The 26,772-nt window shown below is 37.9% G+C and carries 31 protein-coding genes and 1 pseudogene; 7 read left to right on the top strand and 25 right to left on the bottom strand.

The features are described from left to right. Window positions 1–4 precede the first annotated feature (4 nt). The 3 genes and pseudogenes from MMY79_RS12750 to MMY79_RS12760 form a co-directional block, all read right to left on the bottom strand. A pseudogene (locus tag MMY79_RS12750) lies at window positions 5–109 on the bottom strand (TetR family transcriptional regulator); the annotation flags it as partial. Window positions 110–265: 156 nt separating this feature from the next. Then, a complete protein-coding gene (locus tag MMY79_RS12755; protein ID WP_252609072.1) occupies window positions 266–892 on the bottom strand; it encodes a hypothetical protein in 627 nt (208 codons plus the stop codon). Between the two features lie 187 nt (window positions 893–1,079). Beyond that, the gene (locus tag MMY79_RS12760) at window positions 1,080–1,940 is read right to left on the bottom strand and encodes an EamA family transporter (RefSeq protein ID WP_252609074.1); all 861 of its coding nucleotides are present in this window, start codon (window positions 1,938–1,940) and stop codon (window positions 1,080–1,082) included. A 118-nt stretch (window positions 1,941–2,058) separates the two neighbouring features. Here MMY79_RS12760 and MMY79_RS12765 point away from each other — a divergent pair, with 118 nt between their 5' ends. Beyond that, window positions 2,059–2,526: an Lrp/AsnC family transcriptional regulator gene (locus MMY79_RS12765; RefSeq protein ID WP_252609078.1), complete on the top strand. Its 468-nt coding sequence runs from the start codon at window positions 2,059–2,061 to the stop codon at window positions 2,524–2,526. 227 nt (window positions 2,527–2,753) lie between these two features. Here MMY79_RS12765 and MMY79_RS12770 read toward each other — a convergent pair whose 3' ends face one another. After that, window positions 2,754–3,389: a TetR/AcrR family transcriptional regulator gene (locus tag MMY79_RS12770; RefSeq protein ID WP_252609079.1), complete on the bottom strand. Its 636-nt coding sequence runs from the start codon at window positions 3,387–3,389 to the stop codon at window positions 2,754–2,756. A 238-nt stretch (window positions 3,390–3,627) separates the two neighbouring features. On the opposite strand from MMY79_RS12770, the gene MMY79_RS12775 reads away from it, so the two are divergent. Together MMY79_RS12775 and MMY79_RS12780 are read left to right on the top strand one after the other, a co-directional pair. Next, a complete protein-coding gene (locus tag MMY79_RS12775) occupies window positions 3,628–4,713 on the top strand; it encodes a hypothetical protein (RefSeq protein WP_252609086.1) in 1,086 nt (361 codons plus the stop codon). Window positions 4,714–4,831: 118 nt separating this feature from the next. After that, entirely contained in the window at window positions 4,832–5,305 is a 474-nt protein-coding gene (locus MMY79_RS12780; RefSeq protein WP_354669041.1) for a hypothetical protein, read from the top strand. 7 nt (window positions 5,306–5,312) lie between these two features. Here MMY79_RS12780 and MMY79_RS12785 read toward each other — a convergent pair whose 3' ends face one another. The 5 genes from MMY79_RS12785 to MMY79_RS12805 all read right to left on the bottom strand — a co-directional run bounded on the left by MMY79_RS12785 (window position 5,313) and on the right by MMY79_RS12805 (window position 8,391). Next, on the bottom strand, window positions 5,313–5,885 hold the full coding sequence (locus MMY79_RS12785; RefSeq protein ID WP_252609090.1) for a TetR/AcrR family transcriptional regulator: 573 nt from the start codon (window positions 5,883–5,885) through the stop codon (window positions 5,313–5,315). 631 nt (window positions 5,886–6,516) lie between these two features. Then, entirely contained in the window at window positions 6,517–6,705 is a 189-nt protein-coding gene (locus tag MMY79_RS12790; protein WP_252613527.1) for a hypothetical protein, read from the bottom strand. A gap of 147 nt (window positions 6,706–6,852) precedes the next feature. Then, complete coding sequence (locus MMY79_RS12795; protein ID WP_252609092.1) at window positions 6,853–7,323, bottom strand: hypothetical protein; 471 nt, start codon at window positions 7,321–7,323, stop codon at window positions 6,853–6,855. 96 nt (window positions 7,324–7,419) lie between these two features. Beyond that, entirely contained in the window at window positions 7,420–7,569 is a 150-nt protein-coding gene (locus tag MMY79_RS12800; RefSeq protein WP_013198381.1) for a hypothetical protein, read from the bottom strand. Between the two features lie 501 nt (window positions 7,570–8,070). Further along, window positions 8,071–8,391: a hypothetical protein gene (locus MMY79_RS12805; protein WP_252609094.1), complete on the bottom strand. Its 321-nt coding sequence runs from the start codon at window positions 8,389–8,391 to the stop codon at window positions 8,071–8,073. 375 nt (window positions 8,392–8,766) lie between these two features. Between MMY79_RS12805 and MMY79_RS12810 the strand changes: the two genes are divergently transcribed. Beyond that, window positions 8,767–8,919, top strand: coding sequence for a hypothetical protein (locus MMY79_RS12810; RefSeq protein WP_252609096.1), 153 nt, complete (start codon window positions 8,767–8,769; stop codon window positions 8,917–8,919). A gap of 85 nt (window positions 8,920–9,004) precedes the next feature. On the opposite strand, the gene MMY79_RS12815 is transcribed toward MMY79_RS12810, so the two are convergent. Together MMY79_RS12815 and MMY79_RS12820 are read right to left on the bottom strand one after the other, a co-directional pair. Continuing rightward, window positions 9,005–9,244: a hypothetical protein gene (locus tag MMY79_RS12815; protein WP_252609098.1), complete on the bottom strand. Its 240-nt coding sequence runs from the start codon at window positions 9,242–9,244 to the stop codon at window positions 9,005–9,007. A gap of 188 nt (window positions 9,245–9,432) precedes the next feature. Next, a complete protein-coding gene (locus MMY79_RS12820; RefSeq protein ID WP_252609099.1) occupies window positions 9,433–9,657 on the bottom strand; it encodes a hypothetical protein in 225 nt (74 codons plus the stop codon). Window positions 9,658–9,940: 283 nt separating this feature from the next. Here MMY79_RS12820 and MMY79_RS12825 point away from each other — a divergent pair, with 283 nt between their 5' ends. Continuing rightward, entirely contained in the window at window positions 9,941–10,174 is a 234-nt protein-coding gene (locus MMY79_RS12825) for a hypothetical protein (RefSeq protein WP_252609101.1), read from the top strand. Between the two features lie 327 nt (window positions 10,175–10,501). On the opposite strand, the gene MMY79_RS12830 is transcribed toward MMY79_RS12825, so the two are convergent. From MMY79_RS12830 to paaA, 13 genes are all read right to left on the bottom strand, one after another. Continuing rightward, window positions 10,502–10,885, bottom strand: coding sequence for a PaaI family thioesterase (locus MMY79_RS12830; protein WP_086263335.1), 384 nt, complete (start codon window positions 10,883–10,885; stop codon window positions 10,502–10,504). 77 nt (window positions 10,886–10,962) lie between these two features. Further along, the gene (locus MMY79_RS12835; protein WP_005111259.1) at window positions 10,963–11,568 is read right to left on the bottom strand and encodes a DapH/DapD/GlmU-related protein; all 606 of its coding nucleotides are present in this window, start codon (window positions 11,566–11,568) and stop codon (window positions 10,963–10,965) included. Beyond that, on the bottom strand, window positions 11,555–12,520 hold the full coding sequence (gene paaX, locus MMY79_RS12840; RefSeq protein WP_252609108.1) for a phenylacetic acid degradation operon negative regulatory protein PaaX: 966 nt from the start codon (window positions 12,518–12,520) through the stop codon (window positions 11,555–11,557). The genes MMY79_RS12835 and paaX overlap by 14 nt, the downstream gene beginning before the upstream one ends. Before the next feature lie 53 nt (window positions 12,521–12,573). Continuing rightward, a complete protein-coding gene (paaK, locus tag MMY79_RS12845) occupies window positions 12,574–13,863 on the bottom strand; it encodes a phenylacetate--CoA ligase PaaK (RefSeq protein ID WP_252609113.1) in 1,290 nt (429 codons plus the stop codon). A 40-nt stretch (window positions 13,864–13,903) separates the two neighbouring features. Further along, on the bottom strand, window positions 13,904–15,112 hold the full coding sequence (pcaF, locus tag MMY79_RS12850; RefSeq protein ID WP_252609116.1) for a 3-oxoadipyl-CoA thiolase: 1,209 nt from the start codon (window positions 15,110–15,112) through the stop codon (window positions 13,904–13,906). Between the two features lie 12 nt (window positions 15,113–15,124). Then, window positions 15,125–16,663 carry a 3-hydroxyacyl-CoA dehydrogenase gene (locus MMY79_RS12855; RefSeq protein ID WP_252609119.1) on the bottom strand — a complete coding sequence of 513 codons (1,539 nt, stop codon included), beginning with the start codon at window positions 16,661–16,663 and terminating at the stop codon, window positions 15,125–15,127. 2 nt (window positions 16,664–16,665) lie between these two features. Continuing rightward, entirely contained in the window at window positions 16,666–17,457 is a 792-nt protein-coding gene (gene paaG / locus MMY79_RS12860) for a 2-(1,2-epoxy-1,2-dihydrophenyl)acetyl-CoA isomerase PaaG (RefSeq protein WP_252609121.1), read from the bottom strand. Further along, a complete protein-coding gene (locus MMY79_RS12865; protein ID WP_252609123.1) occupies window positions 17,457–18,230 on the bottom strand; it encodes an enoyl-CoA hydratase-related protein in 774 nt (257 codons plus the stop codon). Before MMY79_RS12865 ends, paaG begins: the two co-directional genes overlap by 1 nt. An 8-nt stretch (window positions 18,231–18,238) precedes the next feature. Further along, entirely contained in the window at window positions 18,239–19,300 is a 1,062-nt protein-coding gene (gene paaE, locus MMY79_RS12870; protein WP_252609128.1) for a 1,2-phenylacetyl-CoA epoxidase subunit PaaE, read from the bottom strand. Between the two features lie 23 nt (window positions 19,301–19,323). Beyond that, complete coding sequence (gene paaD / locus MMY79_RS12875; RefSeq protein ID WP_078224502.1) at window positions 19,324–19,824, bottom strand: 1,2-phenylacetyl-CoA epoxidase subunit PaaD; 501 nt, start codon at window positions 19,822–19,824, stop codon at window positions 19,324–19,326. 16 nt (window positions 19,825–19,840) lie between these two features. Next, on the bottom strand, window positions 19,841–20,596 hold the full coding sequence (gene paaC, locus MMY79_RS12880) for a 1,2-phenylacetyl-CoA epoxidase subunit PaaC (protein ID WP_252609136.1): 756 nt from the start codon (window positions 20,594–20,596) through the stop codon (window positions 19,841–19,843). Window positions 20,597–20,608: 12 nt separating this feature from the next. Further along, window positions 20,609–20,899: a 1,2-phenylacetyl-CoA epoxidase subunit PaaB gene (gene paaB / locus MMY79_RS12885; protein ID WP_016138685.1), complete on the bottom strand. Its 291-nt coding sequence runs from the start codon at window positions 20,897–20,899 to the stop codon at window positions 20,609–20,611. 32 nt (window positions 20,900–20,931) lie between these two features. Next, window positions 20,932–21,870, bottom strand: coding sequence for a 1,2-phenylacetyl-CoA epoxidase subunit PaaA (paaA, locus tag MMY79_RS12890; protein WP_016138686.1), 939 nt, complete (start codon window positions 21,868–21,870; stop codon window positions 20,932–20,934). Between the two features lie 265 nt (window positions 21,871–22,135). Between paaA and paaZ the strand changes: the two genes are divergently transcribed. Beyond that, window positions 22,136–24,238, top strand: a complete 2,103-nt coding sequence (gene paaZ, locus MMY79_RS12895; protein WP_252609139.1) for a phenylacetic acid degradation bifunctional protein PaaZ — start codon at window positions 22,136–22,138, stop codon at window positions 24,236–24,238. A gap of 90 nt (window positions 24,239–24,328) precedes the next feature. Here the strand turns inward: paaZ and MMY79_RS12900 are convergent, their stop codons facing one another. After that, on the bottom strand, window positions 24,329–25,525 hold the full coding sequence (locus MMY79_RS12900; protein ID WP_252609141.1) for an MFS transporter: 1,197 nt from the start codon (window positions 25,523–25,525) through the stop codon (window positions 24,329–24,331). A 103-nt stretch (window positions 25,526–25,628) separates the two neighbouring features. Here MMY79_RS12900 and MMY79_RS12905 point away from each other — a divergent pair, with 103 nt between their 5' ends. Next, window positions 25,629–26,540, top strand: coding sequence for a LysR family transcriptional regulator (locus MMY79_RS12905; RefSeq protein ID WP_252609143.1), 912 nt, complete (start codon window positions 25,629–25,631; stop codon window positions 26,538–26,540). Window positions 26,541–26,772 lie beyond the last annotated feature (232 nt).

The following is a 26,772-nucleotide window of genomic DNA, read 5'->3' on the forward strand; positions in this document are numbered from 1 at the left end:
TCACTCAATAAACCCTAGTAAAAAAATCCAATATCCTTCCTCTTTCGTCTGCCTGACCCGAACTTAAAATCTGAATGATTACGCCCTCAATCATATATAAAAATAGCTTTAAATAGTAAGGATAAATAATGAAGGAGTTATTGTTAAAGAAGGGTTTATAAAGAGGTAAATAAAACAGTCTAGTGAGAATATCCTTTTAAGCGGAATATACACAGATGTTATGCATATTGCCGATTTGAACCAAAAAAATAATTTACGCTTAAACTTATTTTTTCACAGAGAGTAATAAAACAGGATCTTCAATATCGTAACCAGTTTCTTCTGGAACTCCCAAATATTTAACTACAACCAACCTCTTATTGTGTTTAGGCACGCTATAATTTTGGGAAATGTTTATTGCTTTGGTGTAATGAACCGCAACATGAGTCTTACTTTGTAAAGACGGCGATTTTACAACATATTCGGTTTTATATTGCGTGATCTTCCCTGAAGGATCAAACCAAGCTGATATTTGATTCTGACGAGTTTTTAAGGTTTGAATTTTTACAGTCTTACTATTACTTGTGCTCAAAGGAATTAAATTCCTTTTAATTTTATTTAAAGCTTTATCAAACGCTGTACTATCTTGATCATAATCAATCTTATGTGTTTTTGGATTGATATAGAGAGATTTAACTTCAATAAGTTTGTCAGGCGATTTACTATTTAATAAATAATAATATAGTTGTGGTAGACGTCCTCGACCATCTTCGTAGTGTCTTAATACATAAAGTTTCTTCTCTTTTTGCTGATAACCCAATACTTCAATTTTTTGTCCACCACCCACTGTCGCATAGCTATGTGCGGATAAGGTAAGAATCGTGCTAAAAGTTAGAAATTTTAGAAATTTCATCAGTTCATATCCTTGTGATCTGGTAACTATATTGTATAAATATCAATCAGATTAAAATGTTACTTGCTGTTTTTATATTCTTTTGTACAGAAGCAGCTTTTTAAGGAGAGAGTTCTCTAATTATTATTTCTCCCCCTTCACACGATTCATCCAGCTTTTAGACCTAAGTCATCATAGAAGAACAGGCTTATGCAGTATTACGTTTATATGAGAAATAAGAACACCCTGCACACGATGCCATAATAATTGCTATTCCAATGATCTGAAAACTGTTTAATCGTTCATCTAAAATCAGCCATCCGGCTAAAGCACTCACCGCTGGTGATGCGCTCACTAATATTCCAAAAACACGTGGATGCAGTTTTTTCATCGCAACCATATCTAATATAAATGGAATAGCACTCGCTAGCATCGCCATGAGTAAACATGTCAAAAGAATCTTATAACTATCAAAAATATGGATAATGTGAGAAGCCCCTAAAGGTGTTGCAAACAAAGCCGCTAGGAACATTCCAGTTGCAACAGAGCTTCCGCCACCTTGTGCAACTTTAGAGCCATAAATAATATACAGTCCCCAACCCACGGCAGCCACAAGCGCATACGTCATACCAATAAAACTAAAGTTATTGTTTGAATTGCCCATAGGTAAAAAAAGCAAACCAATAAGAGATAATGCTCCCCAAAAATAATCTAATTTATTTTTGGACATTAAAATAGCAACCGTAAGCGGTCCTAACACTTCGATGGAAATAGCGATCCCAACAGACATATAAGAAAATGCTTTATAAATTAAAGTATTCATTAAAGTGAGGATGGCCCCATAAATAATGAGATTTTTCCAATTGGTCTGTCTGTTCCAGTCTCTCCAAGGTTTATAAACAATCCATAAGAAACATGCTGCTAAAGCAAGTCGAGTTAAGGTCACTCCTTCTGCACTCAGAATTGGAAAAAGGGCTTTTCCTATTGATGCTCCTATTTGCACAGAAACTAAAGATAGAAATGCGGCTGCAAATGCCATGCCTTGCTTGGAGTTTGTCTCAATCATCATATTTACCACTCTGGGAATGATTGAAATTTTAATTCTATATAATCAATATATTTCTTCTATTTCTCTCAACAAAACGATTAAATAACTCTATATTTAAAGCTTAATGAGAGATTTACTCATGTCAGATATTTCTTTAGATAATTTTGATTATGCAATCTTAAGAATACTTCAAAAAGACAATAAAACTTCGCATCGAGAAATTTCTGAAAAAATTGGCCTATCCTCCGCTTCTGTTCAAAGACGTATATCTCGTATGGAAGAAAAGGAAATTATTTTAAGAAATTGCGCTATTTTAAATCCGCTAAAATTTGGAGAAAAAATTACTTCTATTATTGAAGTCCGACTTAGCGAAGACCGCTCTGTAGTGATGGACAGAGCGAAGCTATACTTTGCTTCTGTTGAAGAGATTCAACAGTGCTACTTTGTGAATGGAGGCGTCTCTTTTATCATTATCATGCTGAGCAACAACTTATCTCATTTTGAAAGTTTAGTTAGAAAACATTTTGCTGATAATGAAGATGTAAAAACATATCGGACCTTAATTGTTTTAGATCGCGTAAAAGTAAACTTTGAGTTAAATATTTAAACTTTTCTAAATGAAATCGAATCCTGTTGTAAATCAGCCAACGCTCTGTTCATGGCCACGCATAGGTAATGACCACGTGGTCGTGATTTATGAAGCCAATATTTATTTTGGTCTGACCTGAAATTAGCAAGTGGATAATCTAAATGCTCAAATTAATCGTTTTTATTGCTAATAATAACCAGCCTAGTAAAACCAAGGCTGGTTTTTAAACTCAAATATAGAATAAATTAAGAATTTATCTCTGCCGAAGAAGCAAGCAAACTTGTTGCATAATTCATAATTAATAAAACTAAATTATTGGCTTTCTCTTCAGATTCAGCTAAACGTCCTTCCAGTAAAAGATGAGATAGACCATGTACAAGGCTACAACTCAGCATTGCTAATACTTCAACTTGGGCATCATCTTCACTCAACCTCAAAATTGAAGCTGTTAACCTTTGTAATTGTGTATATGTACTATCCACCGCCTCTTTTAACTCAATTGCTTCATTCTTTTGTAAATCAGGATTAAACATCAAAGCAAATAGATTTCGATTATTTTTTGCAAAGTTGATATAGGCTAAACCAAATAATTTCAAAGCCTCCGGCTGAGAATTAGCATATTGTAATGTTTGACTTTGTTCCTCCTGTAAACGCTGAAATCCTTTTGCTGCCAGCGCTACTAGAAAGCTCTCTTTGTTTTCGAAATGCCGATATACCGCGTTAGCACTTACCCCAATTTGCCTTGCCATTTCTCTAAAACTCAGGCTTTCAGCATCATTATTTTCTAAATGAACCAACCCTGCATTCAATAATTCTTCACGTACATTTCCATGATGGTAATTTGATTTTTGACTTAAATTTTCTGATTGCTTTAAAGACATGTTGACACCGCACACATACTATAAGCATAATGTGTGCACTGAACACATTATGCTTTTACCTGTAGTTTTATCCTCCTAAGAGAATAAATCCTATTTGTTCAGTAAAAATGCTTAAACAAAACAATTACCTAAAAGTCACACTCAAACAATAAGGCTGTAAGGCAAAGGAGCTTGGACTCATAAAGTAAATTTTTAGTTTTCTTTTTGAGTCTAATCATCTTTAAGCAAAGGAACTGATATGAATAATCTCAGAAGTATAAAACAGGCTTTCTTATTTACAATACCATTAATGTTGGCCAGTTCACTTGTGAACGCCGAACTCAATCCGTTAAATGATAAAAGTTTAGCGAGCGTAACTGGTCAGGCACTATTTAATCTAACCAATATTGCAGCTAATCAAAATGGTAATCCAAATACAGATGTTGGCTTTTATCGTCTCGGGATGGAAGCACAAATAGAATTAAATACAAATATTAAACGTTTACAGTTGGGTTGCGGTGGGATTAAAGGAGTGGGTTGTGACATTGATATTGAAGATATTAGTTTAGCAGGTGTCCTCCCCGTAAATGGTAGCTATGCTGGATCAGATGCCGTTATTACTAATCCTTTTATCGAGTTTGCTATAAAATCGCCAGACAGTGCTTCTACTCGAGAAATTGTTGGCTTTCGCCTTGGGGCATTAGGCATATTAGGCAAACTTGGATTGGGATCAAATACGGATTTAACAACATTAGCTGATGACACAGGAGGAATTAACTCTTTATCTGGTGATTTGAATTTAACGCTTACGAATACTGTTCTGAAAAATGTAGTGATTGAAAATGGATTGATCTCTACAGAAGCACATATTAATGATTATAACAAACCGCTTATTCTTAACCGCTCTGCATCAGCAACGCTAGATAATGTAGTCGCTAAAACTGGTCCACTAAGACTATTAGGTATCTTAGATCTACCTTTAGGTTTAACTCTAAGTAATGCCACATTAAAAGATTATCCTCTGTCTGGTTTTCATGAAATTTTACTAGCTCAAGATACGGCAGGAACAATTCCTACTAGTGACACATCACTATCCCTACAAAAACAAGCTATCCAGTGGCAAAAAATAAGTTCTGGCAGCTTCGAAAATACTGTCGCGGCCCAACCTGGATGGTGGCTTTCCTTACCAAAAGTTTTACTCACTGATATCGAAACACAACAGCGAATTGATGTAGGACTTGGGGAAGCACTAGGAGGATTAGTTGGTCGAGAGTTAATTATTAATCCTCTTGACTCTGGACAGATAGGCATTAAAAACTGCTACGGGAACTTAAAGTTTTGCTAAGTAAAAATTGCATACAAGCATTTATATGATGATTAAATTAAAAAAACTCATCTTTTTTATATCATTATTAGCAGGGCTGAATACAACCCAAGCTACCACAGTCTATAGGTCAATAAATATGTGCTCAGCTTCAGTCCAACATATACCTAATAATATCCAGAGTTCTATCTCTAAACTTAAAGTGGGCTCAATAAATTCAAATAGTTCAAACATCGCCTTTATTATTGCTTCCGCAATTACTGCAAAATACGATAAACCAATAGATTTAGACCTTATTACTGTTTATCTGCAAGCTCAACGAAATCTGGAAAATTCCCATTATTCATTACTTGATATCAAGAAAACTTTCGAGAATTTCAATATATCAGTTGCGGCAAAAAAAAATGCATCACCCTTTGATCTGCTAAGTTTAAGTAATGAAATACTGATTGGTATTGATCAACAAGATCAGTTTTTTGCGCTAGTTGGCTCATCGCAAGAATATGTATATTTAATTTATGGAATCATGAACCGAAAAGCGCTGATCTGCCCTCTTAAAAAATCTTTATTTATTCAAAATTTCACTACAAATAAGTTTTTAATTCTTAGATAAGTAAGATTTAAAGACCTAAATATTTATTTAGAAAGACATTAGAAATCATATTCCAGTAGCTTTCTCTATTGTCTACCCCATCTGAGCTTAGATGCTGAATAATTGCGCCTTCAATCATATATAAAAATAGTTTTGCATCCTGAAAAGTCGCATCGATTTTTAGTTTTATAAGCTGGCTATAGATTTCATTGATGAGCCAAGTTCTATATTTAATCGCAACTTGATAGGCTTTTGAATAGGTCAGTTTTATTTCAAAAATGGCTTTAAATAGTAAGTAGTAAAGCCCCTCTAAATCCGTGTGTAAGAAATAAAGTGCCTTGAGTTTATCTTTCACGTTTGAACCTTGGCCGTACTCAGCAATTGAAACCACTTTTTCTTTTAATCGTTCTTTTTGTACGATTAAGCAGATTTCAATAAACCGCTCTTTCGAGTGAAAGTAGTTATAAAAAGTCGCTTTTGGAATTCCGCACTCGTTCACAATTCGGTCGACACCAACCGTATGAAATCCGTGATGGTGAAATAAATTAATTGATGTATTAATAACTTGTATAGCGCGTGTAGGGAGAACTAACTTTGGCATGGTTTTACCGTTATAAAAATTCTTGTTGTTTCTAAATGAGATACTTTTTTGGGAGAAAAAAAGGCGCAGCAAAGCCGTAAAGACTGTGCGTGGCACATCTCGAGTTTGTTATTGCTAAGTTTTAAATAAAAAAGACTTAAAGCCTGAAAACCTTAGAGCAATCAAGCTGCTTTAATTTTTTAAGCTGTGTCGTTATAGCTTTTGGCAAAGGCTGCCAAGAAATAATGGATGTGCAAAGCAAACTCCTTTTTATTGGGAGTTCTGCCAGACCTTAATAAGAATTATGGTGGCAGAACGGAAGTGGGTTCGCGGACTGGTTTCGACTCCAGCACACCCGAAGGTGTCCCACTCCCGTCCTACCGCAACGGGAGGGAACGAGGAGATGCTCACACAAAACTATTCCTCAGAAGAAATAATCCTGATGTGGTCGAAAAAACCGGTCCGCGACGACCGTCTGGCAATGTGGCCAGCAGGCAAAGAATAGTGCCCAACCCTTTTGCAGTCAAGCACGCAAAATGCCATTTGTTTTAAATTAAATCACTAGAAAAGTAAGGCTAAATAATTAAGTTTTATTATTAAAATTTGATTTATAAAAAAGCGTTTTCCCTGCTTAAAGTAGGGGTAAGATTAATTAGCGACTATATAGTGGATCTTCCTCAACAAAAAACACTTCACCCGATGAAGGTAGAATCCATTGATAAGTTCCTTCTATTTTCTTCATTTTTTCTTTAAAAATATTATATATCGCTACAAGATCATGTTTTTCATCATATTCTCCTACATAGCCAAGTTCCTTTTCTTCATGAAAATCTCTAAACATTTTATGCATTTTTACAGCTCTAAGTTCCATATCTTTTTTCCTTTTTATTATCAATATAATTATTATGATCTCTTTTTACTTTCAATACTAAAAAAAATGTACCAAAATATATCTTATAGAAATATCAAATAAATAGTTATCGTAAATTTAATATTTATCAAACCTAAACTTTTCCATATCGTATGGTATGTCTAATTTCACACTCCATTGGTTTAATTTTTCACTCATTATAACCGCATCAGCTTCAAAAGCATCCTTATCACTAAAACCTTTTATTTTTAAAAAATTAACAAAACTGGAAGAATTTATTTTATTAAGATATCCAACTCTTAAAGTATCTATATACACTGCAATTTTATTTGTTTCCTTTTCAAGGCATATTACAGCATTTTTAAAGACCTTCGTTCTATCACCATTTTGATTACCGACTAAAGTTATCAATTCTTCTTGGTATAAAGTTACAATTATTTCATGTTCAAAAAAGTTCTTATTATCTGTAAATATTTTTCCAGCTATTTTTAGAGTACTTTCTGGAAGTTCCAGATTAACTTTAGAAGAAAATTTAAATAAAATATAAGCAAAAACAAACAAAATAAAAATTATTATAATAAAAGACATATTAAAAAAATTCCTCTTAATTTTATAAATTGGCAAAAAGAATCATTATTCTTTCTACCAACCCATCATTTAAGAAAAAATAAATTTATTATATTATTATTTTTTCTCAATTTTATCATTTTGATCCACTTTTTCTACAGCATTCTGATCAGGACTTTTAGGCTCAAACTCTTTACCGTCTTGCTGTTGCTGTTGTTGCTCTTTTGATTTGTCTTGATCGTTTTTAACTTGGTTTTGTTGAGACATTAGAGTCTCTCCTATTTAATGTTGTGTAGATGATTATCTAGCACTTAGTTAACATAGTCCTTTTACCTTTATATAGATACAATGCAAGTGTATCTGAATGTGATACTGTTGTTTAACATCATAATTATTAATATTTTAATTTATTTACAAATTATCTAGTGATTAATATAATTTAAAAAATCACCCAAGGTGCCTTTTCTTTTTAAAACATTATTGAACAATAATATTAATGGCAACAGGACATTTTTCCTTGAGCTAAATTAAAAATAACATATCGCCCCTCATATAATGTCTCAAAACCTGAATTATTATTTTTTTTTAAAAATAAAACAACAAATTAATTTTTAATATCTTAAAAAACGAAGAGTTATTAATAAAAATATGACACTAAAAGAGGATTTACTAATAAGTCTTTTTTATAGTTAATTAGAGTATACGTAAAATAAAAATTTATACAAAAAATTTAAAAATGTTTATTTTACTTACTATCACACCATACTGTTAAAAATAATAATTTCTAGATACAGAAATACTTTTTATAAAATTCACTAACCAGAGAATAAATTCATGTTCATTCTCAAAATTTGGTAGAATACTTAAATCTATTTTTACAATTCGCTCTTTCATTGGTCGATTTAAACAGCTTTCAAAATCAATAACGCTATATTTTAACTTTAAATTGTTTGTAGCAGCTTCTTTTTTAATTTCAATTAATAGTCTATTAAGACAATCAACTACATCCTTAGAAGACTGATTTTTAAAGTGAATATTATTATAAACACTTTCAGCTACATCAAAATATTTTTTCATTTCAGCATCCATATTTTTTCATTTTTTAATTAATTTGATTGAGTATGCATGTAAAACTAAATCTTTATGTTGTATAAATATATTTATAGATAAGTTATCCCACTTCAATAAAACAATTATTTTTGATTAAGGACTTAAATTTAAATAAATTATAATTATTAAAAAACCATTAAATACAATAGCTATTTAATTATATGTTAACTCTTGTATTTGATTAAAATTCCCTTCCACTTATATATCAACACTCTATTTGAATCAAAGAAATATTATGTCGATAATTAAACAATCTCAGGCACATATCTCTACATAGACCTCTTATAATCATCGCATTGTAACTGATTTAAAGGCCTACTATAAAACCTCCTTACTATTATTAAGAAGTTTAAAATGTCTGATTTTAAAGATTTTTCAAAAAAAGCAACTCAAAACACAAATGATACCAATCCAAAGCCAAATGAGGATAAAATTGAAAAACCAGCCCAACCACCTGAATCAGGCAACTCTTCATCAACTAAAAATAATGAAGGGAAAAACAAGTAAAAAGATGAAGTTTCATTAATATTAAAGAAGTCCAATATATTGGACTTCTTTAATATTAAACTTATATAAAATATTTTATTTTAAATTAATTTTTAAATTTATTTAAATCTTTTGAATTAAAATCTGGATCGATATGTGTTTGTATTAACAACATAAGCTCCTCATTTACTTGTCGAATTAGCTGTGCTTGCAAACAACTATCTTCAATCTCATCAATCAACCGAAAAATAATATTTCTTAGCCATTCGCATTCTATTTCTTTCTCCGCATTTTTTTGAATAAGATAATTTAAAAATTTATCTTTTTCAATTGATTTATCTCCCATATAGATACCCACAACCTGAACTAAATTATTTTCTTTAGTCTTTAGATTACAGGATAAAAGAATAAGTTCATGAATAATTATGTATAGATAAATTTCAAAAATTGAATCGAAAAATATTTAAATTTCACTTTAATTAAGAGGACAGCTGTAAAGCCCACCCTCTTATAGAGTAAATTATTCTTTTTAATTTAGATAACTAAAAATCTTGTATTCAGTATTAATTCAGCTCTTCTTAGTGCCTCATCGAAATCAAGTTCTTCACTTATCCAAAACGAATGAAGTTGCCCATCTAAATGAAAATACTCTTTATTATATTCAGAGCCATGGTCAGAATAATGATTATCTACTTTGAAATGAGTTTGATCATCCTTTCTCTTTTGACCATCAAGTATGCCGCCAATACAGATATCCATTTCAAGACCAATAATTAATCGAAATTGACTATAACATACATAAATCTATTGCTTAAAAAAGAGTTGTTACCAGCAATTTCCTACATTGATCAATACATTATACTTTTAGTCTATTTATCTATCTAAATTTAAAGGTAATAAAAAAATAAGTTGTATATTTAGATATCTTTTAATATGTAAGATGATTGTTTAATTTTCCAAAGTTTACATCATTTAAAAATAATTCTTCTTTGATTAGATAAATCTCTATATGCTGTATAAAACTCTTACAGAAATTTTTCTAATGTCACAGCAGACTCTGCTACAAGAACTAAACTCCAGAATCGACTATTACTCTACAAGAACAGACTACCCACTACGAAGAATTTTGATAGGTTACCGAGCATACGCAAAATTAATGTTATGTTCCTCCTTCTCAGATGAGGTCATGAATTCTGCAATTGATCCAAACAAACGCACATATAAAAAGTTAAAAATTAAAGTAACTAAAGATGATAATCAACTTGATCTTGAATAAATCAATGGAATTGGCTCATTCATTAATATTTTATAGGCCACTGATTTAATGAGATAAAAAAGTACAATTTATTTAAAAGCATAAAAAAGTTTCAAATCTGTAACCGCTTAGAAAAAAGAAAAAATAAGTGCCCTTTACTTATGCTGAATTTCAAGCACCCTCCTATATTTAGACAATATTTATATTGTTTTGGCATCACAACTTTTACATCCAATGCTAATCATGTTGGCTGTAGAGATATAAATTTTTTTGCAAGGACTAGAGTTTGACCTGAAGCTTGATAGACCAACAAATGAAATGATTGTGGAATAAGCCTCATAACGCCTATCACGGCGCAAGCCTGTAACACGTAGAGGTAAACAAAGCGACTCTATTATTCAAACCGTCTGTTATCAACACTTCATAATGCGCGAATTTTTTACTACTTCCGACCTTGGTTGCCGTTGCAAATAACACCCTATCTTTTGCACCGCTCATATAGCGAATATCAGCCTGTAGGCCAGTGTATGGCGCATCCCCTGCGTTACAAGCCATCGCAAAGGCAATATCGGCTAAAGAAAATATGACACCTCCATGTACGCCGCCCAATGCATTCATGTGTTCGTCTTTCACATTAAGCTGACAACGCGCTTCATCAAAACTGCGATGCAGCACTTGTACACCCAATAGCTCTGCGAATTGATCAACTGCGGTAGTTTCCATATTTTGCACAAATGTCTCCCTACTCGTGCGAGTATTCCTTAAGTGTTATAAACCCATGTGTATTGAAATCGACTGATTAAAAGCCGTTAAACACTATCTTGTTTAATCTGATAGTTTGAAGAACTAAAGTCCTTATAGGTCAGGCGGTCATCTGACTCTGAGCTTAAAGGCTGAACTTCTTGCATTGAGTTTAAGCAGCGCTGTGCAAGCTCAATGTATTCTTGCGTGCCTCTGGTTTTCCACTTTTTTTCTTGTTCTGATAAATCACGTGCAACCTTGGCAGGACTGCCCATTGCCAGTACATTTGCCGGAATAATATCTTTGGTTTTGACCAAGCTATTTGCACCAATAATGGTGTTTTCACCAATTTCGGCATAGTCCAAAATTACGCTGTTCATGCCGACCAAAACATTTTTACCAATGCGGCAGCCATGTAAAGTTGTGCCATGCCCAATGTGCCCCATTTCTTCAACCAAAGTCACGCTTTGCGGAAAGCCATGTACGGTGCAGCTATCTTGTATATTGGCATTTTGCTTAATATGAATACGACCAAAATCGGCACGCAATGAAGCAAATGGCCCTACATATACACCCGCTTCAATAATCACATCACCAATTAAAACAGCAGTTGGATGTACAAAAGCCTCTGGGCTAACGACAGGAATAACACCGTCAATACTATAACAAGGCATGATTTAACCTCTCATTTGTCGCCACTAAACCTCCGAAACGGCGCCAATAATGTGCTGTGGCATTTGGCATTGGTCCTTCTGCTGTTGCGGCAACAGACAAGAAGTATTCATCCGCAGGTTCAAATACTTTTTTATAAATATTCATTGATAAAGTTCGTGCACTAATCGCTGGCCAGTCAGTTGGCAACAACTCAAGCGGCAATGCAGGATCTTTCAATAAAATCCGTCGATAATAATGAATCAGCAAAGTTCGAATTTGAAAGGCCTGAACTGGTTCGAGTTGTTCGTTTTCCTGCATCAGCAACACGCCAATTTCTCTAAAAATATCGAGAAACTGTAGATATCTTTGGCGTAATTCATCAATTGGCCAGTTGGTTCTGAGCATACGGCCAATGGTATCGACCGAATTATTAAAGAGCTGCAATGTTTCGGCTTTAAACACCACCACTTGCTCACTCATATTTAAGTCAACCAACAACCCTTGCAGTTCAATACGGTTACACCCCGGATAAGCCATTAAGTTTGTCGAAATATTGGCAAATCCTAACCATTCAAGTTCTTTCTTTAGCAACGCTTTATTTTCAGTGTCGAGGCTAGACATCAGGATAAGATCCCAATAATGGTCCCACTCTTTCATCTGGTCGTTATAAATACGTTGCTCGGCCTGCAAATAAGTCGAACGGCTCGAATCGGTAATTCGATAAAAACTGGTTCTGCCGATTTTGTCCGAACATAACCAATCATTTTTAACTAAACGAAACACAGAGGTTCTTACAGCGCGGTCATTAAAACCAAAAAGTTCCAATAACTGAATCAGGCTTGCAAGACTAATGTTTCCACCCCGATGAAGTACTGAATCTCCAAAAATTGTCGAAATAAGCGAAGTTCCACTTAAGGTTTCATTCTTTACAACAGAATCAATTATTTGCTGTATTTTTGCACTCATACTCATGTCTTGGCGTTTAGTTTCAGGGTATAGATTCTATACCCTGAATGATCTTGATGTTAAGCAATCTGACGCATATCGATTACCCGCTTTGCCTTTCCTTCCGAACGAGGTAAGGTCGCTTCTGTAACAACTTCTACAGTAACGCTAATCCCAATCATGGTTTTAATGCGTTTCATCAACTCCTGAGCAAGTTGATTGGCCTGTATATTACAGTTATGACACATCTCTGTACGAATATGCAAAGTATCCATATGTCCTTTTTTAGTCACCAAAATTTCATAATTTGGAACTAAATGCGGAACTTGCAAAATTTGCTCTTCAATTTGGGTCGGGAAAACGTTCACGCCGCGAATAATCAGCATGTCGTCACTACGGCCCACAATTTTATCCATCTTACGCATTGCCAGATTTTCTCCAGCGAGTAATCGGGTTAAATCACGGGTACGGTAACGAATAATCGGTAAGCCTTCTTTGGTAATGGTTGTAAAGACTAGCTCGCCAAGTTCGCCATCTTTACAGACTTCACCTGTTTCAGGGTTAATAATTTCTGGGTAGAAATGATCTTCCCAAATGGTTAATCCCTCGCCCTCACCTAGGCACTGCATTGCAACACCCGGCCCCATCACCTCAGACAAACCATAAATATCGAGTGCTTTAATATTGAGGCGTTCTTCAATTTCACGGCGAAGTTCGTTGGTCCACGGCTCGGCACCAAAAATACCGACTTTTAAAGACGTATTACGTGCGGTCCCAAATTGTTGCTCGAGCTTTTCAATAATGCTCACGCAATACGATGGTGTAACCATAATTGCAGTCGGTTTAAAGTCCTGAATGAGCTGAACTTGCTTTTCAGTTTGGCCGCCAGACATCGGAATAACCGTTGCACCTAAGCGCTCAGCGCCATAATGTGCACCTAGACCACCTGTAAATAGTCCATAGCCATAAGCCACCTGAACCATATCTTTCGCGGTTAAACCTGCCATGCGTAAACAACGCGCAACAATGTCCGACCAAGTATTAATATCTTTTTGGGTATAACCCACCACGGTCGGTTTACCCGTTGTGCCCGATGATGCATGTAAACGCACAATTTGCTCTTGCGGTACGGCAAACATTCCAAACGGATAGTTGTCTCTTAAATCCTGTTTGGTGGTAAAAGGAAACTTCGCCAGATCGTCTAAAGTCACGAAGTCATCAGGATGTACACCCGCTTCATCGAACTTTTTCTTATAGACCGGACTATTTTCATATACAAAAGTCAGGGTTTGTTTTAACCGGTTAGTTTGCAGCTCTCTAAGCTCTGCAAGTGTTAATTGTTCAACATTATCCGTTGTAAGGCTGTCCATCGCCTATCTCCTCATTATGTAATTTTTAAAACCGTCTGAATTAATTTAAGTTTTCCAAAATCAGTGCGACGCCTTGTCCCACACCTACACACATTGTGCAAAGTGCATAGCGTCCACCGCGTTTTTTTAGCTCACGTGTTGCGGTAATCACTAAACGTGTACCACTCATACCTAACGGATGACCTAACGCAATCGCACCACCATTTGGGTTAACGCGTTCATCGTCATCTTTTAGACCGAGTTCACGCATACAAGCCAAAGATTGGGCTGCGAATGCTTCATTCAGCTCAATCACATCCATCTGATCTAGCGTTAAACCTGTTTGCTTTAAAATCTTCTGCACAGCCGGAACAGGACCTATACCCATATATTTGGGTTCAACACCCGCACTTGCAATGCCAATTACGTGTGCTAAAGGTTTTAAACCATGTGTATCTGCAAATTCACGGTTGGTAATTAACACACACGCAGCACCGTCATTTACACCAGAGGCATTTCCGGCAGTCACCGAACCACCTTCTTTTCTAAAAGGTGCTTTTAGCTTCGCAAGTGCTTCAAGTGTCGTTTCACGCGGATGTTCATCGTGGCTAACTACATTCACATTTTTCTTACGGTCTACAATCTCGACAGGCAAAATCTCGTCGTTAAAAAAGCCGTTTTGTTGTGCAGCAGCCGTTTTTTGTTGGCTACGCAATGCAAAAGCATCTTGGTCTTCACGACCAATCTGATATTTTTCAGCTACATTTTCGGCAGTTTCAGGCATGCTGTCGGTGCCGTATTGTGCTTTAAGTTGTTTATTTATAAAGCGCCAGCCAATGGTGGTGTCATAAATTTCAGGTGTACGGCTAAACGCTTCGGTCGGTTTAGCTTGTACAAATGGCGCACGACTCATCGACTCCACACCACCTGCCAACACGAACTGAGCTTCACCTGCTTTAATTGAGCGTGCAGCAAGTCCTACTGCATCTAGACCCGAGGCACATAAACGATTAACCGTCATGGCTGGTACAGTCTCAGGTAAGCCTGCCAACAGTGTTGCCATACGTGCAACGTTACGGTTGTCTTCACCTGCTTGGTTGGCACATCCTAAAAACACTTCGTCTACCGTATTCCACGGTAAATTCGGGTGTTTATCTTTTAAATATTTGATGGGCAATGCAGCTAAATCATCTGCACGTACTGCACTTAAGGCACCGGCATATCGTCCAATTGGGGTACGAATAAAATCGCAAATTAAAACGTCTTCCATGTTGACTCCTGATTATGCAAATTCGGTCATATCACGTGAATATTGAGTAGCAATGTTTTGAGTTTTCGCTACGTATTGCTTGAGGTAGATACTCGCGCGATATTTTTCCTCTCCATACAGTGCATATAAGTTATTTAAGGTTTGGAGCACATAAGCACCGCCCATTTGTGTCAACCACTGGTAAGGACCTTTAGGATAATTCACTCCATATTTCATGGCATTATCAATATCTTCCAGACTCGCAACACCATGTAAACTTGCTTCGCAGGCTTCATTAATGAGTAAAGCGATGGTGCGTAGGGTTAACAGTGCCGGATGGTCTTTAATCCACATCACGCTCATACCAAACTGTGCAAAGTAAGCCTCAACTTTAGCCAGATCACTTGCTTCACAAAGCTCGTTATGGCTGAGTACTAAAGCCTGTGCCTGCTCAAAATCATGGTGCCAATCCATTAAAACCACTTTACGGCTCAGGTAATGGATATTGGCTGACTCACCTTGGCTTAAACGTAAGTCGATATCATCAATTTGAAGAATATTGTCGTCACTCGCAGATCCGCTTTTTAAACCTAAACGCGTTAAAAATGCAGGTAGCTGAGACCAAGTCCCTTTTAGCTGAATATGTGCATCAACTGGCTTGGCAACCACAGCTTGAGGTTGAAATGTCTCGTACTGATTTTTCTCGCTATAGCGATAAAAGCCCTGTTTTGACTTACGGCCCCAAGCTCCTGCATCGACCAATTCTTTTTGAATCAGACTTGGGCGGTAGCGTGGCTCGTAAAAAAACTCTTGATAAACGCTTTGGGTTACCGAAAAGTTAACATCTTGGCCAATTAGGTCTGTGAGTTCACACGGCCCCATCGCAAAACCACCGCATTGCTTTAATGCATAATCTAGCTGGTCGTAGCTGGTGACCTGTTCTTGCAGTGCTCTAAAGCCTTCTGCATAAAACGGACGTGCAATTCGGTTAACAATAAAACCAGGAGTCGACTTGGTGAGTACGGGAATTTTTTTCCAGCCCAACATCAAGTTTTTTAAAGCCAAACATAAGCTGTTTGGGGTTTTTAAGCCTTGTACAACTTCAACCAGTTTCATGACTGGTGCAGGGTTAAAAAAGTGTAAACCCACTACGCGCTCAGGGTGAGCAATGCCAGCCGAAATGGCCGTCACTGAAATTGAAGATGTGTTACTTGCAAAAATGGTTTGCGCACTACAAATTTCAGCGAGTTGTTTAAATAAAGACTGTTTAACTTCTTTTTTCTCAACAACTGCTTCAATGACTAAGCCGGCATCACGTAGTGCTTCAACTTGATTGACCACAGTTAAACGCGCTAAGGCTTCATCAGCTTGCTGCTCTGTGAGCTTGTTCTTTTCAACCAGCTTTTTAAAAGTCTGCCTCAAGCCCTCAACTGCTTGTTGCGCTTTTTGAGCGTCCAGATCATATAAAATGGTCGAGTGCCCATTGACGATGGCTAACTGAGCAATACCGATGCCCATGGTGCCAGAACCAATGACGGCAATTCGAGCACGAGATAAATCTAAATCTGTCATGCTTAGCGCCCTTTAAAATTTGGTTCGCGTTTATTCATAAAGGCTTGTACACCTTCACGATAATCTTCTGAACGACCAGCAATACGTTGTAAGTCACGCTCTAATAGCACTTGCTCTTCAAAGGTATTGTTGCTTGATTGATGAATGGCTTTTTTAATAAGAGATAGACCAAAAGTAGGCTGTTTCGCTAAACGTTCTGCGAGTTCAGTGACCTTTGTTTTAAGCTCAGCATCTTCAACCACATCCCAAATCATGCCCCATTCTTTTGCGGTTTCTGCTGGGAGCTTGTCACCTAACAAAGTTAAACCCATCGCACGCGCATGGCCTACAGCACGTGGTAAAAACCATGTACCCGCAGAGTCTGGAACCAAACCTAAGCGGCAAAATGCTTGTACAAAGTTTGCCGATTTGGCTGCAATCACTAAATCACATGCCAGTGCAATATTTGCCCCTGCACCTGCTGCCACGCCATTTACGGCGCAAATCACAGGCTTTGGCATATTTACAATCGTTTTAATGAGCGGGTTATAGTAAGTTTCAATGGAATATCCTAAATCTGGAGCTTCGGCATTTGGGTCTACTACACGGTCCCCTAAATCTTGCCCTGCACAGAAGCCACGGCCTTCGCCACTAATCACCACACAGCGAACATCTGGATTTTTGGTCCACAGGTTTAAAACCTCAGCCACTTCACGATGCATATCGACATTAAAGCTATTCAGTGCTTTTGGGCGGTTAAATGTCAGGTAGCCAACACCATTTTTTTCTTCAGCAATAATATTTTGATAGTCCATCACTCACCTCTAAACACTGGCTTTCTTTTCTCAAAGAAAGCATTAATCCCTTCGTTTCGATCTTTTGTAGCCGCCAGCCAGACAAAGTTTTGACGTTCAAACTTGAGTCCCTGACTTAAAGTCGTTTCATGAATACTTTTAATTGATTGTTTAATCACGCGAATCGCTAAAGGCGCTTGTTTCGCAATTTTGGCTGCAAGTTGAACCGCATATTCAACAGTTAATTCAGTCGGGATAACCTGACTGCAAATACCGTGTTGCTCTGCCTGTTTTGCCGAAATCATTTCACCTGTCATGGCCCAGCGCATGGTAAGTTGCTGCCCAACCAAGCGAGCTAAACGCTGTGTTCCACCTGCACCCGGTAACATACCAAGGCCAATTTCAGGTAACGCAAAACGGGCATTTTCACCGCAAATCACCATATCCGAATGTAAAACCAGCTCAAACCCAGCGCCTAAGGCATAGCCATTGACTGCACTAATCAGTGGCTTACTAAACGCATCAATTTTTTGCCAAAGCTTCGGACGAATATCAAGTTGCAAAGTTACGGCGTCCATTGCAGCCAGCTCGCTAAGATCTGCTCCAGCCGCAAAGCATTGAGCGTTACCCGTTAAAACCACTGCTTTGACTTGAACATTATGTTCAGCTTCTTCGAGCAAATCGCATAAACACTGCAATGTTGCATTGTTTAAAGCATTTCTTTTTTCTGGGCGGTTTAGTGTTAATAACAAAACACCGTCAGTTGCTGTGCTGGCTTTGATTAACTTTTGCATGACTGTCTCTACTCATCAAAACTCAAACGAACATTTGAGCCTTTCGGTAAGGTTTGACAGCTAAGCACATAGCCCTTTTCAACTTCGTCTTTTTCAAGGCTATAGTTAAGGAACATATCGACTTCACCAGAAACAACTTTACAACGACAAGTCGCACACACCCCACCTTTACAGGCATACGGCAAGTCAGCACCCGCACGCAAAGCCGCATCAAGAATACTTTCATCGTCTTGAGCCACAGAAACAATTAGTTCACGGCCATCTAAAATGATGTTTACTTTTTCTTCTTTACGATTTGCATCAGCTTCAGCGCTACGTTTACGCGCTTGTCCTGTATGGAAACGTTCGGTGTGGATTTTTTCTTTTGCAATACCATAGTTTGGCAAAGTGCTTTCTACGGCATTCATCATTTCATCTGGACCACAGGCAAAAACATGGTCAAAACTTGTTTCAAGTACATCAAAATCAAAAAGCCGTTTAAGCTTTTCTTCATCAATACGACCGTTCATGAGTTCACTATCGTTGAACTCACGAGAAAAGATATTGATGAGCTGAAAACGTTCTTTAAACTGATCTTTCAAATCCATAATTTGCTCGGCAAACATGGTTTGTTTCCATGAACGGTTTCCATAGAGCAACGTAAATTTAGCTTCAGGTTGTTCAAATAAAACTTGCTTAACAATCGATAAAATTGGAGTAATACCACTGCCCGCAGCAACCCCTAAATAGTTTTGTCCGCCCAGCTTGGCTGCTTTTTGAAAAAACACACCTTGTGGTGGCATCACTTCAAGCACATCACCCACTTTTAAATGGTCATTTGCCCAGTTTGAAAATTGTCCTTGATCAATTTTTTTAACCGCAATACTGATGTCTTCTTTTGCTGCATAGCTACAAATTGAATAACAACGGCGGATTTCACCAGCTTCAGTTAAATGGCGAATGGTTAAATGTTGCCCCGGTTGAAATTGGAATTGTTCTTGTTGTTCAGGTACAACGTCAAATGCAATACAAATTGCCTGATCGGTTTGAGGCGTAATACTTTTTACTTTTAATGGTACAAATTGGCTCATGGCTGATTTCCTTATCTAAAGACTTAAATACATTTGAAGTAATCAAAAGGCTCAAGACAGTCCTGACATTTATAAAGTGCTTTACAGGCGGTAGAACTAAACTCTGTTAACAGTCGGGTATGTCGGCTTTTACAACGTGGACACTCGACACCATCTTTTAAATGAACGTGAGTCCCACATTGATGCGCCAACCCTTCAGGTGGTGCAATGCCATAGACTTGCAGTTTCTTTTTACCCGCTTCAGACATCCAGTCGGTGGTCCATGCTTCTGACAAATCAACCATCACTTTGACTGGTGTCAAAGCTTCTGCGGTAAAGGCTTCAGCAATTTGTGCTTTCAACATATCTGTTGCTGGACAACCGCTATATGTCGGAGTTAGACGAACAATGATTTCTTGTTGATCGTTAATCTCTACACCGCGAATCATGCCCAAATCCACAACAGATAAAACCGGAATTTCAGGGTCACTTACCGTTTGTAGAACATCCCAACATTGGTCGATGCAATGACGAATCATTTGCATGGCTCACCTCCTTGTCTTACCAGGTCATGCCCGGATAAGTTCTTTGAATACTTTGCATTTCAGCCAACAAATAACCTAAATGCTCAGTATGCAATCCTTGTTTTGCACCACGGCGATAAGCACCGTTCACAGCAACATTTAATTCAAAACGCTTAAGCTCATCTGCAATGGTTTTATCCCATTGTTCTTTTTCATTTGAAAAATCTGGAATCACGCCTTGTGCAACTAATGCTTGTTCGTCTGCATTAAGTTCAAATAACTCAGCGGTAAAGCGCCATAAATTATTTAAACCGTCTTGCACACGTTGGTGAGCTTCATCCGTGCTTAAACTTAAACGCTCCATCCAGCTTGTCGAAAAACGGATGTGATATTTCACTTCTTTTAAAGATTTGACAGCAAGCGCACTTACTTCTGGAAGCGAGCTCTGTGTTAAAGCAGTCAATAAATGAAGGTGGTAATGATCCATCAACCACTGGCGTACAATCGTTTGTGCAAAATCGACATTGGGTTGTTCGCACAACAGTAGGTTTAGAAATTCACGTTCTGTACGGAAATACGCAAGCTGATCTTCATCACGCTTAGCCTCATCATACTGCCCAGCTAAAGTCAGAAAGTTTCTCGCCTGACCTAACAAGTCCAAACCGATATTTGCTAAAGCAATATCAATTTCAAGCTCAGGTGCGTGCCCACACCATTCGGCCAAACGCTGCGATAAAACCAGTTGGCTGTCACCAATATGTAATAAGAATTTAGATAAAACTGTATTATTCATTTCCATTCTTCCTTACATATGCTCAATGCCATCTGGGATATGGTAGAAAGTTGGGTGGCGGTACACTTTATCTAATGACGGATCGAAAAATTCAGATTTTTCATCTGGTTGTGAAGATCTAATCATTTCCGAACGAATGACCCAAATGCTAATCCCTTCATTACGGCGTGTATAAACATCACGAGCATGTTGCAGTGCGATTTCATCATCGGGTGCTCTTAAGCTGCCTACATGACGGTGGCTTAAGCCTTGTTTACTACGTACAAATACTTCGTAGAGCGACCAGTTGTTTTTATCTTCCATTTTGATTTCCTCAAATTTTTCCATAAATCTTGTTAAGCCACTTTGTTCGCTTCAAGCTGCTGTTTTTTTGCGTAGACCACTGCTGCATCACGAACCCATTTGCCGTTTTCCCATGCTTTACGACGTGCTTCGATACGCTCGTGATTACATGGACCACGTCCGGCAATCACTTCATTAAATTCGTGCCAGTCGATCTCGCCAAACTCGTAGTGACCTGTTTCTTCATTCAGTTTTAAATCTGGATCTGGTACTTCAAGACCAAGCTGTAAAATTTGCGGCACAGTGTTATCAACAAACTTTTGACGTAATTCATCGTTACCAAAGCGTTTGATTTTCCATGCCATGCTTTGCGCGCTATTTGGAGAATGCTCGTCACTTGGACCAAACATCATCAGTGCTGGCCACCAATAGCGATTTACCGCATCTTGTGCCATCTGTTTTTGTTCTGGTGTACCACCTGCTAAAGCCATCATGGCTTCAAAACCTTGGCGTTGATGGAAACTTTCTTCTTTACAAATACGTACCATTGCACGTGCATATGGCCCGTAAGAGGTACGGCAAAGCGCAACCTGGTTCACAATAGCTGCCCCATCGACAAGCCAACCAATTGCAGCGACATCTGCCCAAGTCAAAGTTGGATAGTTAAAAATTGATGAGTATTTCATTTTTCCATCAATCAACTTTTCCATCATGTCATCACGGTCAGCACCTAAGGTTTCTGCCGCACTGTATAGATACAAACCATGACCCGCTTCATCTTGTACCTTCGCCAATAAAACTGCTTTACGTTTTAAAGTTGGCGCACGAGTAATCCAGTTCCCTTCAGGCAACATACCTACAATTTCAGAATGGCCATGTTGCCCAATTTGACGAATCAATGTTTTGCGGTAGGCATCGGGCATTTGATCCTTAGCCTCGATCGTAATTTCATTGGCAATATTTTGTTCAAATTTCTGGTAGTTGTTTTCCATTCTTTCATTCCCTGTAGGTATCACCCTTAAATCTATTTTTCGATACACTAAAAACAAAGTCAACCTATTTTTTAGTATCAAATTAAATTAGACCCACAAAAATACAATAAACATTTGAAATAAATAAAATTTAATTATAAATAAAAAATCTTTTTACTTTTAAAAATCAAAATAAAGTTGACTTTTAAACAAATTAATCTGAAATTATGAATCATATTTTTGCAATTTTTATAATTGATGTATCACATAAAAAAGGAGTTTGGTCATGCTTGAACAAGCACATCTAGAAGGAACCTCAACTGACACAGATTTTCAGCAGCCTGAACATCAACTGTCTCATCTTGCTTCTTATGTCTATGGAACATGGCATTCGACGAGTGAAGAACTACGTCCTGTTTATCATGCCATTACAGGTGAATCGATTTATGCCGTAAGTAGTCATAGCATTGATATGAAACGTGTTGTTCAATATGCCAAACAAAATGGTTCAGAACTGGCTAACTGGACGTTTCACCAACGTGCAAATGCGTTAAAACAAATTGCTCAATATTTACTTGAGCGTAAAGAAGAGTTCTATAAGCTTGCTTATGCGACAGGTGCAACTCGTAAAGATGCATGGATTGATATTGAAGGTGGTATCCAGACGTTATTTGCTTATTCGAGTCTGGTTCGTCGTGAACTCAATGACGAGAAAATTATTACTGAAGACAGCTGGATTCAATTATCTAAAAATGGAACTTTCGGTGCTAAGCACATTTTAAGTCCTAAAGCAGGTGTTGCCGTTCACATTAATGCATTTAACTTCCCAATTTGGGGAATGCTTGAAAAGATTGCACCAACTCTACTCGCAGGTGTGCCATGTATTGTTAAACCTGCAACCGATGGCTCTCAATTAACTCAAGCGGTTGTAAAAGCCATTGAAGAAGCCCATGTATTACCAAAAGGTTCGCTACAACTGATTTGTGGTCAAACTTATGACTTGTTCGACCACTTAGGCCCACAAGACTGCGTGACCTTTACAGGTTCTGCTTACACAGGTCAAAAACTACGTAACCACCCTCACCTCAATAAATATTCGATTCCATTTAGCATGGAAGCCGACTCAGTAAACAGTGCGATTTTAAGCCCTGAGGCAAATGAAGAAACTGTCGATTTATTTGTGCGTGAAGTCTTCCGTGAGATGACCACCAAAGCAGGCCAAAAATGTACCGCAATTCGTCGTGCATTTGTTCCTGAAAATTTGTTAGCTATCGTGCAAGAGAAGCTCACTGCCAAACTTGCTAAAGTTGTGGTGGGTGACCCTCAAAAAGAAGAAACCACCATGGGCGCTTTAGCGAGCATTAAACAAAAACATGACGTTGCAGAAAAAGTTGCCGAACTCAGCAAAGATGCAAAAATTGTTTTTGGTGGTAACGATAGCTTTACATTTAATGCAGATCATCCTGAAAAAGGTGCTTTTTTCGCTCCAACTTTATTGCTCTGCGAACAACCTTTACAAGCGACACATGTGCATACCACAGAAGCATTTGGTCCTGTATGTACCCTCATGCCATATAGCAAAATTGAAGAATTGGCTGATCTTGTTTCACGTGGCGAAGGTAGCTTAGTGGCTTCTGTCGTTAAAAATAACGATGAAAATATTGAACAGATTATTCAAAAAATTGCACCTTGGCATGGCCGTGTCCATGTACTCGATGCAGAGTCGGCAAAAGAAAGTACAGGACATGGTTCTCCACTTCCACATTTAGTACACGGCGGACCTGGTCGTGCAGGTGGCGGTGAAGAGTTAGGCGGTATTCGCGCCGTTAAACACTACATGCAGCGCACCGCAATTCAAGGTTCTCCAAATAGTCTGACGCAAATTACCCACTCGTGGACTGCTGGCTCAAAAGTTAACGAAGACCGCGTACATCCATTTAAAAAGTCGTTTGATGAGTTAGTGATTGGTGAACGCTTATTAACAGCACGTCGCACAGTAAGCGAAGCAGATATTGTCAACTTTGCTGGTTTAAGCGGTGACTATTTCTATGCGCATACCGACAAAATTGCAGCTGCCGAATCTTTCTTTGGTGAGCGCGTTGCACATGGCTATTTCATTGTATCGGCCGCAGCTGGTCTATTTGTAGATGCAGCACAAGGCCCTGTGATTGCCAACTACGGTATGGACAACTTACGCTTTGTTGAACCAGTTAAAATTGGTGACTCAATTCAGGTTGAACTCACCTGTAAGCAAAAAACGCCTAAACCTCAAAAAGACCCGTCTCAGCCTGCTCATGGCGTTGTGGTGTGGGATATTAAAGTCAAAAACCAACATGGTGAACTTGTCGCAACCTACGACATTTTAACTTTAGTTGCTCGTGATTTATAAATAGAACTCAAACTGATGGATAGCTAATATCCATCAGTTTTTTATCTTACATTAGTCGTTGTTCTTTTAATGGATCGAAAAATAGCGACTTTAGAATTGTCTCAGATGAAAACGTTTAGCCAGTTTCTTTTGCAGAATAATAATGAGAACTGGGAACCCTGCTGCGGAAATTACACATATCATCAGTAACTTGTTTAGATTTTGTGGTGTCATGCCATGATCAGGTAATAAAAAAGCAGACAGAAAGAATGCGATGGTTGTAACCAGATACATGATTGAGGTCTGTAATGAAGAAAATCCTGCTCGTTGTCTGTCATCAGGAAACTGAATCGAAACCACCGAAGATGTCACCAAACGACTGTAAGATGCACCGAGAAATAAACTAATAAATAACGTTGCATACTGATAGCCAAGCATTGGTATTAGCAAACTCAATATAAAGACAATGGTCGAACCGGTAGCCAAGATCAAAGCCGAAAAATGGGAGGTTAACGCCCCTGTGATTTTTGTAGACAGATAACCTATCACGCCCCCGCTAAAGAAGAGCCAAGGCAGTAGATCTTGAGAAGCGCCTAGCTGCTGTATCATTAACGGTGCCAAAATAGGAATAACCAGCATAGGACTAAACTGAACAAGCGCATTACTGGAAGCGAACAGTAAAGTTTCCATATCGAGAGGCTGCTTAGGGAGCGTGTCTAAAGAGACTGGGTCTTTAGGTATGATGGATACAATCAATGGCAACGCTACTGCACACAAGGCACTTATGAGCCACAAAGCCACATGCCAGTCATAATGTGTGCACAAAAATAATATCGTGGGCATACCTACAATGCTTACTATTGAAAATGACGCGATCACCGTGGCTAACATTTTTCCCTGTAAGTTAGGCGGTGCGTTGTTTATTAATATACTTATACCCACACCGATTGTCGTACCACCAACCAACCCTGCACAAAATCGAAGTGCAAGCAGAAGACTAAAACTGGATATGCAGGTAGTCAAAAGTGTTAGTAGCCCCAACAACGCCATATTGATAATTAAAAACCGCTTTTTATTGAAATGACCAATCCAGTAAAAAGCAATAATTCCCGAAAGGACGGCACCTAGTGTGTACATGCCGGACACATAGCCTGAGAATGATACAGGCACTGCGAAATCTGTTGCCATAAAAACAAAAACAGGGTTGAACACCATATATTCCAGTGCATTAGTGAACTGGACAAAAGCAATTACAAGGGCTATCCGCATGAGAGCTTTATGATTAAATATCTGCATGACTGGGAGCATAGCAAGCAACCTATGGATGAAAGATATCCGAGTTTAGCTGCTATCAATGATGTTTATTATATGATAGAAATGGCACTTATTATTATCAAATATGGGATAATTGATGCGTCCTGCTCTGGATTTTAATACCCTGAAAGTGTTCATTGCGGTGGTTGAAAGAGAAAGTTTTGTTGGAGCATCGAAAATCCTTGAAATGCCGACATCAAACGTGAGTCGCTGTATTTCTCAGTTAGAAGAAAAACTGGATCTTCAGCTCATTGAGCGTAGCACCCGACATATGAAACTCACTCAGGCAGGACAGTTACTCTACACTCGAGCTAAGCCATTACTGGAAGCACTTGAGCAAACTGAGACAGAATTAACGTTGCGGCAAATGCAACTCAAAGGCCCATTGCGAATCTGTATTCCCAATGAAATAGGTCCTGCATTGCTGGGTTCTATTATTGCCGATTTCGCCTGTCAGTACCCAGATCTAGAGATCAGCTGTGTTACCAATTTGTCAGGTTTCGAATCTCTGCGAGATGATCTGGATTTAGCTATCATTATTACCCGTGGTCAGATGGATAACAGTGACTACATCGCACGTCATCTGGTAACTATTCCTTGCACCATTGTTGCAGCCCCATCCCTCATTCAGCGTTACGGCACCCCGACTCATATCCAGCAGTTTGAAGAATTACCCTGTATTACAACAGTAAGTGCACTTAAAGGTGCTCCTTGGCAATTTGTCAATAAAAAGGGGGAATTCGAGACCATCAAAGTTAAAGGACATTATCGAGTAAACAGCGGGGAGATGGCAGGACAAGCCGCTATATCAGGTGTCGGTTTTGCAATTCTATCCGAACAAGCATGCCAACCCTACATTAGCGATGGACGTTTAATCGAGATTGAGTTTGAACAATCGGCAGCTCCATTGCAATTGTTCGCACTTTATTCAAATCGCCGTTACTTACCCGCTAAAACAAGAGCACTCATTGATTTCATACAGCAAAAATTGAGTGATAGTTCGAGCTGATAAGGTTACTTTCTTTTTGCTGCTTATTTCCTCGCTCATTTTAGGAATCCTTTTTGCCAATCAGCCTCAATTTGTTAAGATGGCAACCGTGAAAAATTAAGTTAAGTTCTCACAAACTGTTAACTCAATATTGACACTAAAAAAGGTACACTAAAAGGTATACTTTTTTCTTAGACTAAGTCAGATTTACACATAAGTTGTTAGAATTGGTTGGACAACCAAACTTTCAAAG

It is taken from the genome of Acinetobacter sp. XS-4 (assembly GCF_023920705.1).
Taxonomy (GTDB): domain Bacteria; phylum Pseudomonadota; class Gammaproteobacteria; order Pseudomonadales; family Moraxellaceae; genus Acinetobacter.

Coding starts and splice junctions, on each gene's coding strand:
- MMY79_RS12755 (WP_252609072.1), bottom strand. CDS start 892: ATGAAATTTCTAAAATTTCTAACTTTTAGCACGATTCTTACCTTATCC.
- MMY79_RS12760 (WP_252609074.1), bottom strand. CDS start 1,940: ATGATGATTGAGACAAACTCCAAGCAAGGCATGGCATTTGCAGCCGCA.
- MMY79_RS12765 (WP_252609078.1), top strand. CDS start 2,059: ATGTCAGATATTTCTTTAGATAATTTTGATTATGCAATCTTAAGAATA.
- MMY79_RS12770 (WP_252609079.1), bottom strand. CDS start 3,389: ATGTCTTTAAAGCAATCAGAAAATTTAAGTCAAAAATCAAATTACCAT.
- MMY79_RS12775 (WP_252609086.1), top strand. CDS start 3,628: ATGAATAATCTCAGAAGTATAAAACAGGCTTTCTTATTTACAATACCA.
- MMY79_RS12780 (WP_354669041.1), top strand. CDS start 4,832: ATGTGCTCAGCTTCAGTCCAACATATACCTAATAATATCCAGAGTTCT.
- MMY79_RS12785 (WP_252609090.1), bottom strand. CDS start 5,885: ATGCCAAAGTTAGTTCTCCCTACACGCGCTATACAAGTTATTAATACA.
- MMY79_RS12790 (WP_252613527.1), bottom strand. CDS start 6,705: ATGTTTAGAGATTTTCATGAAGAAAAGGAACTTGGCTATGTAGGAGAA.
- MMY79_RS12795 (WP_252609092.1), bottom strand. CDS start 7,323: ATGTCTTTTATTATAATAATTTTTATTTTGTTTGTTTTTGCTTATATT.
- MMY79_RS12800 (WP_013198381.1), bottom strand. CDS start 7,569: ATGTCTCAACAAAACCAAGTTAAAAACGATCAAGACAAATCAAAAGAG.
- MMY79_RS12805 (WP_252609094.1), bottom strand. CDS start 8,391: ATGGATGCTGAAATGAAAAAATATTTTGATGTAGCTGAAAGTGTTTAT.
- MMY79_RS12810 (WP_252609096.1), top strand. CDS start 8,767: ATGTCTGATTTTAAAGATTTTTCAAAAAAAGCAACTCAAAACACAAAT.
- MMY79_RS12815 (WP_252609098.1), bottom strand. CDS start 9,244: ATGGGAGATAAATCAATTGAAAAAGATAAATTTTTAAATTATCTTATT.
- MMY79_RS12820 (WP_252609099.1), bottom strand. CDS start 9,657: ATGGATATCTGTATTGGCGGCATACTTGATGGTCAAAAGAGAAAGGAT.
- MMY79_RS12825 (WP_252609101.1), top strand. CDS start 9,941: ATGTCACAGCAGACTCTGCTACAAGAACTAAACTCCAGAATCGACTAT.
- MMY79_RS12835 (WP_005111259.1), bottom strand. CDS start 11,568: ATGCCTTGTTATAGTATTGACGGTGTTATTCCTGTCGTTAGCCCAGAG.
- paaX (WP_252609108.1), bottom strand. CDS start 12,520: ATGAGTATGAGTGCAAAAATACAGCAAATAATTGATTCTGTTGTAAAG.
- paaK (WP_252609113.1), bottom strand. CDS start 13,863: ATGGACAGCCTTACAACGGATAATGTTGAACAATTAACACTTGCAGAG.
- pcaF (WP_252609116.1), bottom strand. CDS start 15,112: ATGGAAGACGTTTTAATTTGCGATTTTATTCGTACCCCAATTGGACGA.
- MMY79_RS12855 (WP_252609119.1), bottom strand. CDS start 16,663: ATGACAGATTTAGATTTATCTCGTGCTCGAATTGCCGTCATTGGTTCT.
- paaG (WP_252609121.1), bottom strand. CDS start 17,457: ATGGACTATCAAAATATTATTGCTGAAGAAAAAAATGGTGTTGGCTAC.
- MMY79_RS12865 (WP_252609123.1), bottom strand. CDS start 18,230: ATGCAAAAGTTAATCAAAGCCAGCACAGCAACTGACGGTGTTTTGTTA.
- paaE (WP_252609128.1), bottom strand. CDS start 19,300: ATGAGCCAATTTGTACCATTAAAAGTAAAAAGTATTACGCCTCAAACC.
- paaD (WP_078224502.1), bottom strand. CDS start 19,824: ATGCAAATGATTCGTCATTGCATCGACCAATGTTGGGATGTTCTACAA.
- paaC (WP_252609136.1), bottom strand. CDS start 20,596: ATGAATAATACAGTTTTATCTAAATTCTTATTACATATTGGTGACAGC.
- paaB (WP_016138685.1), bottom strand. CDS start 20,899: ATGGAAGATAAAAACAACTGGTCGCTCTACGAAGTATTTGTACGTAGT.
- paaA (WP_016138686.1), bottom strand. CDS start 21,870: ATGGAAAACAACTACCAGAAATTTGAACAAAATATTGCCAATGAAATT.
- paaZ (WP_252609139.1), top strand. CDS start 22,136: ATGCTTGAACAAGCACATCTAGAAGGAACCTCAACTGACACAGATTTT.
- MMY79_RS12900 (WP_252609141.1), bottom strand. CDS start 25,525: ATGCTCCCAGTCATGCAGATATTTAATCATAAAGCTCTCATGCGGATA.
- MMY79_RS12905 (WP_252609143.1), top strand. CDS start 25,629: ATGCGTCCTGCTCTGGATTTTAATACCCTGAAAGTGTTCATTGCGGTG.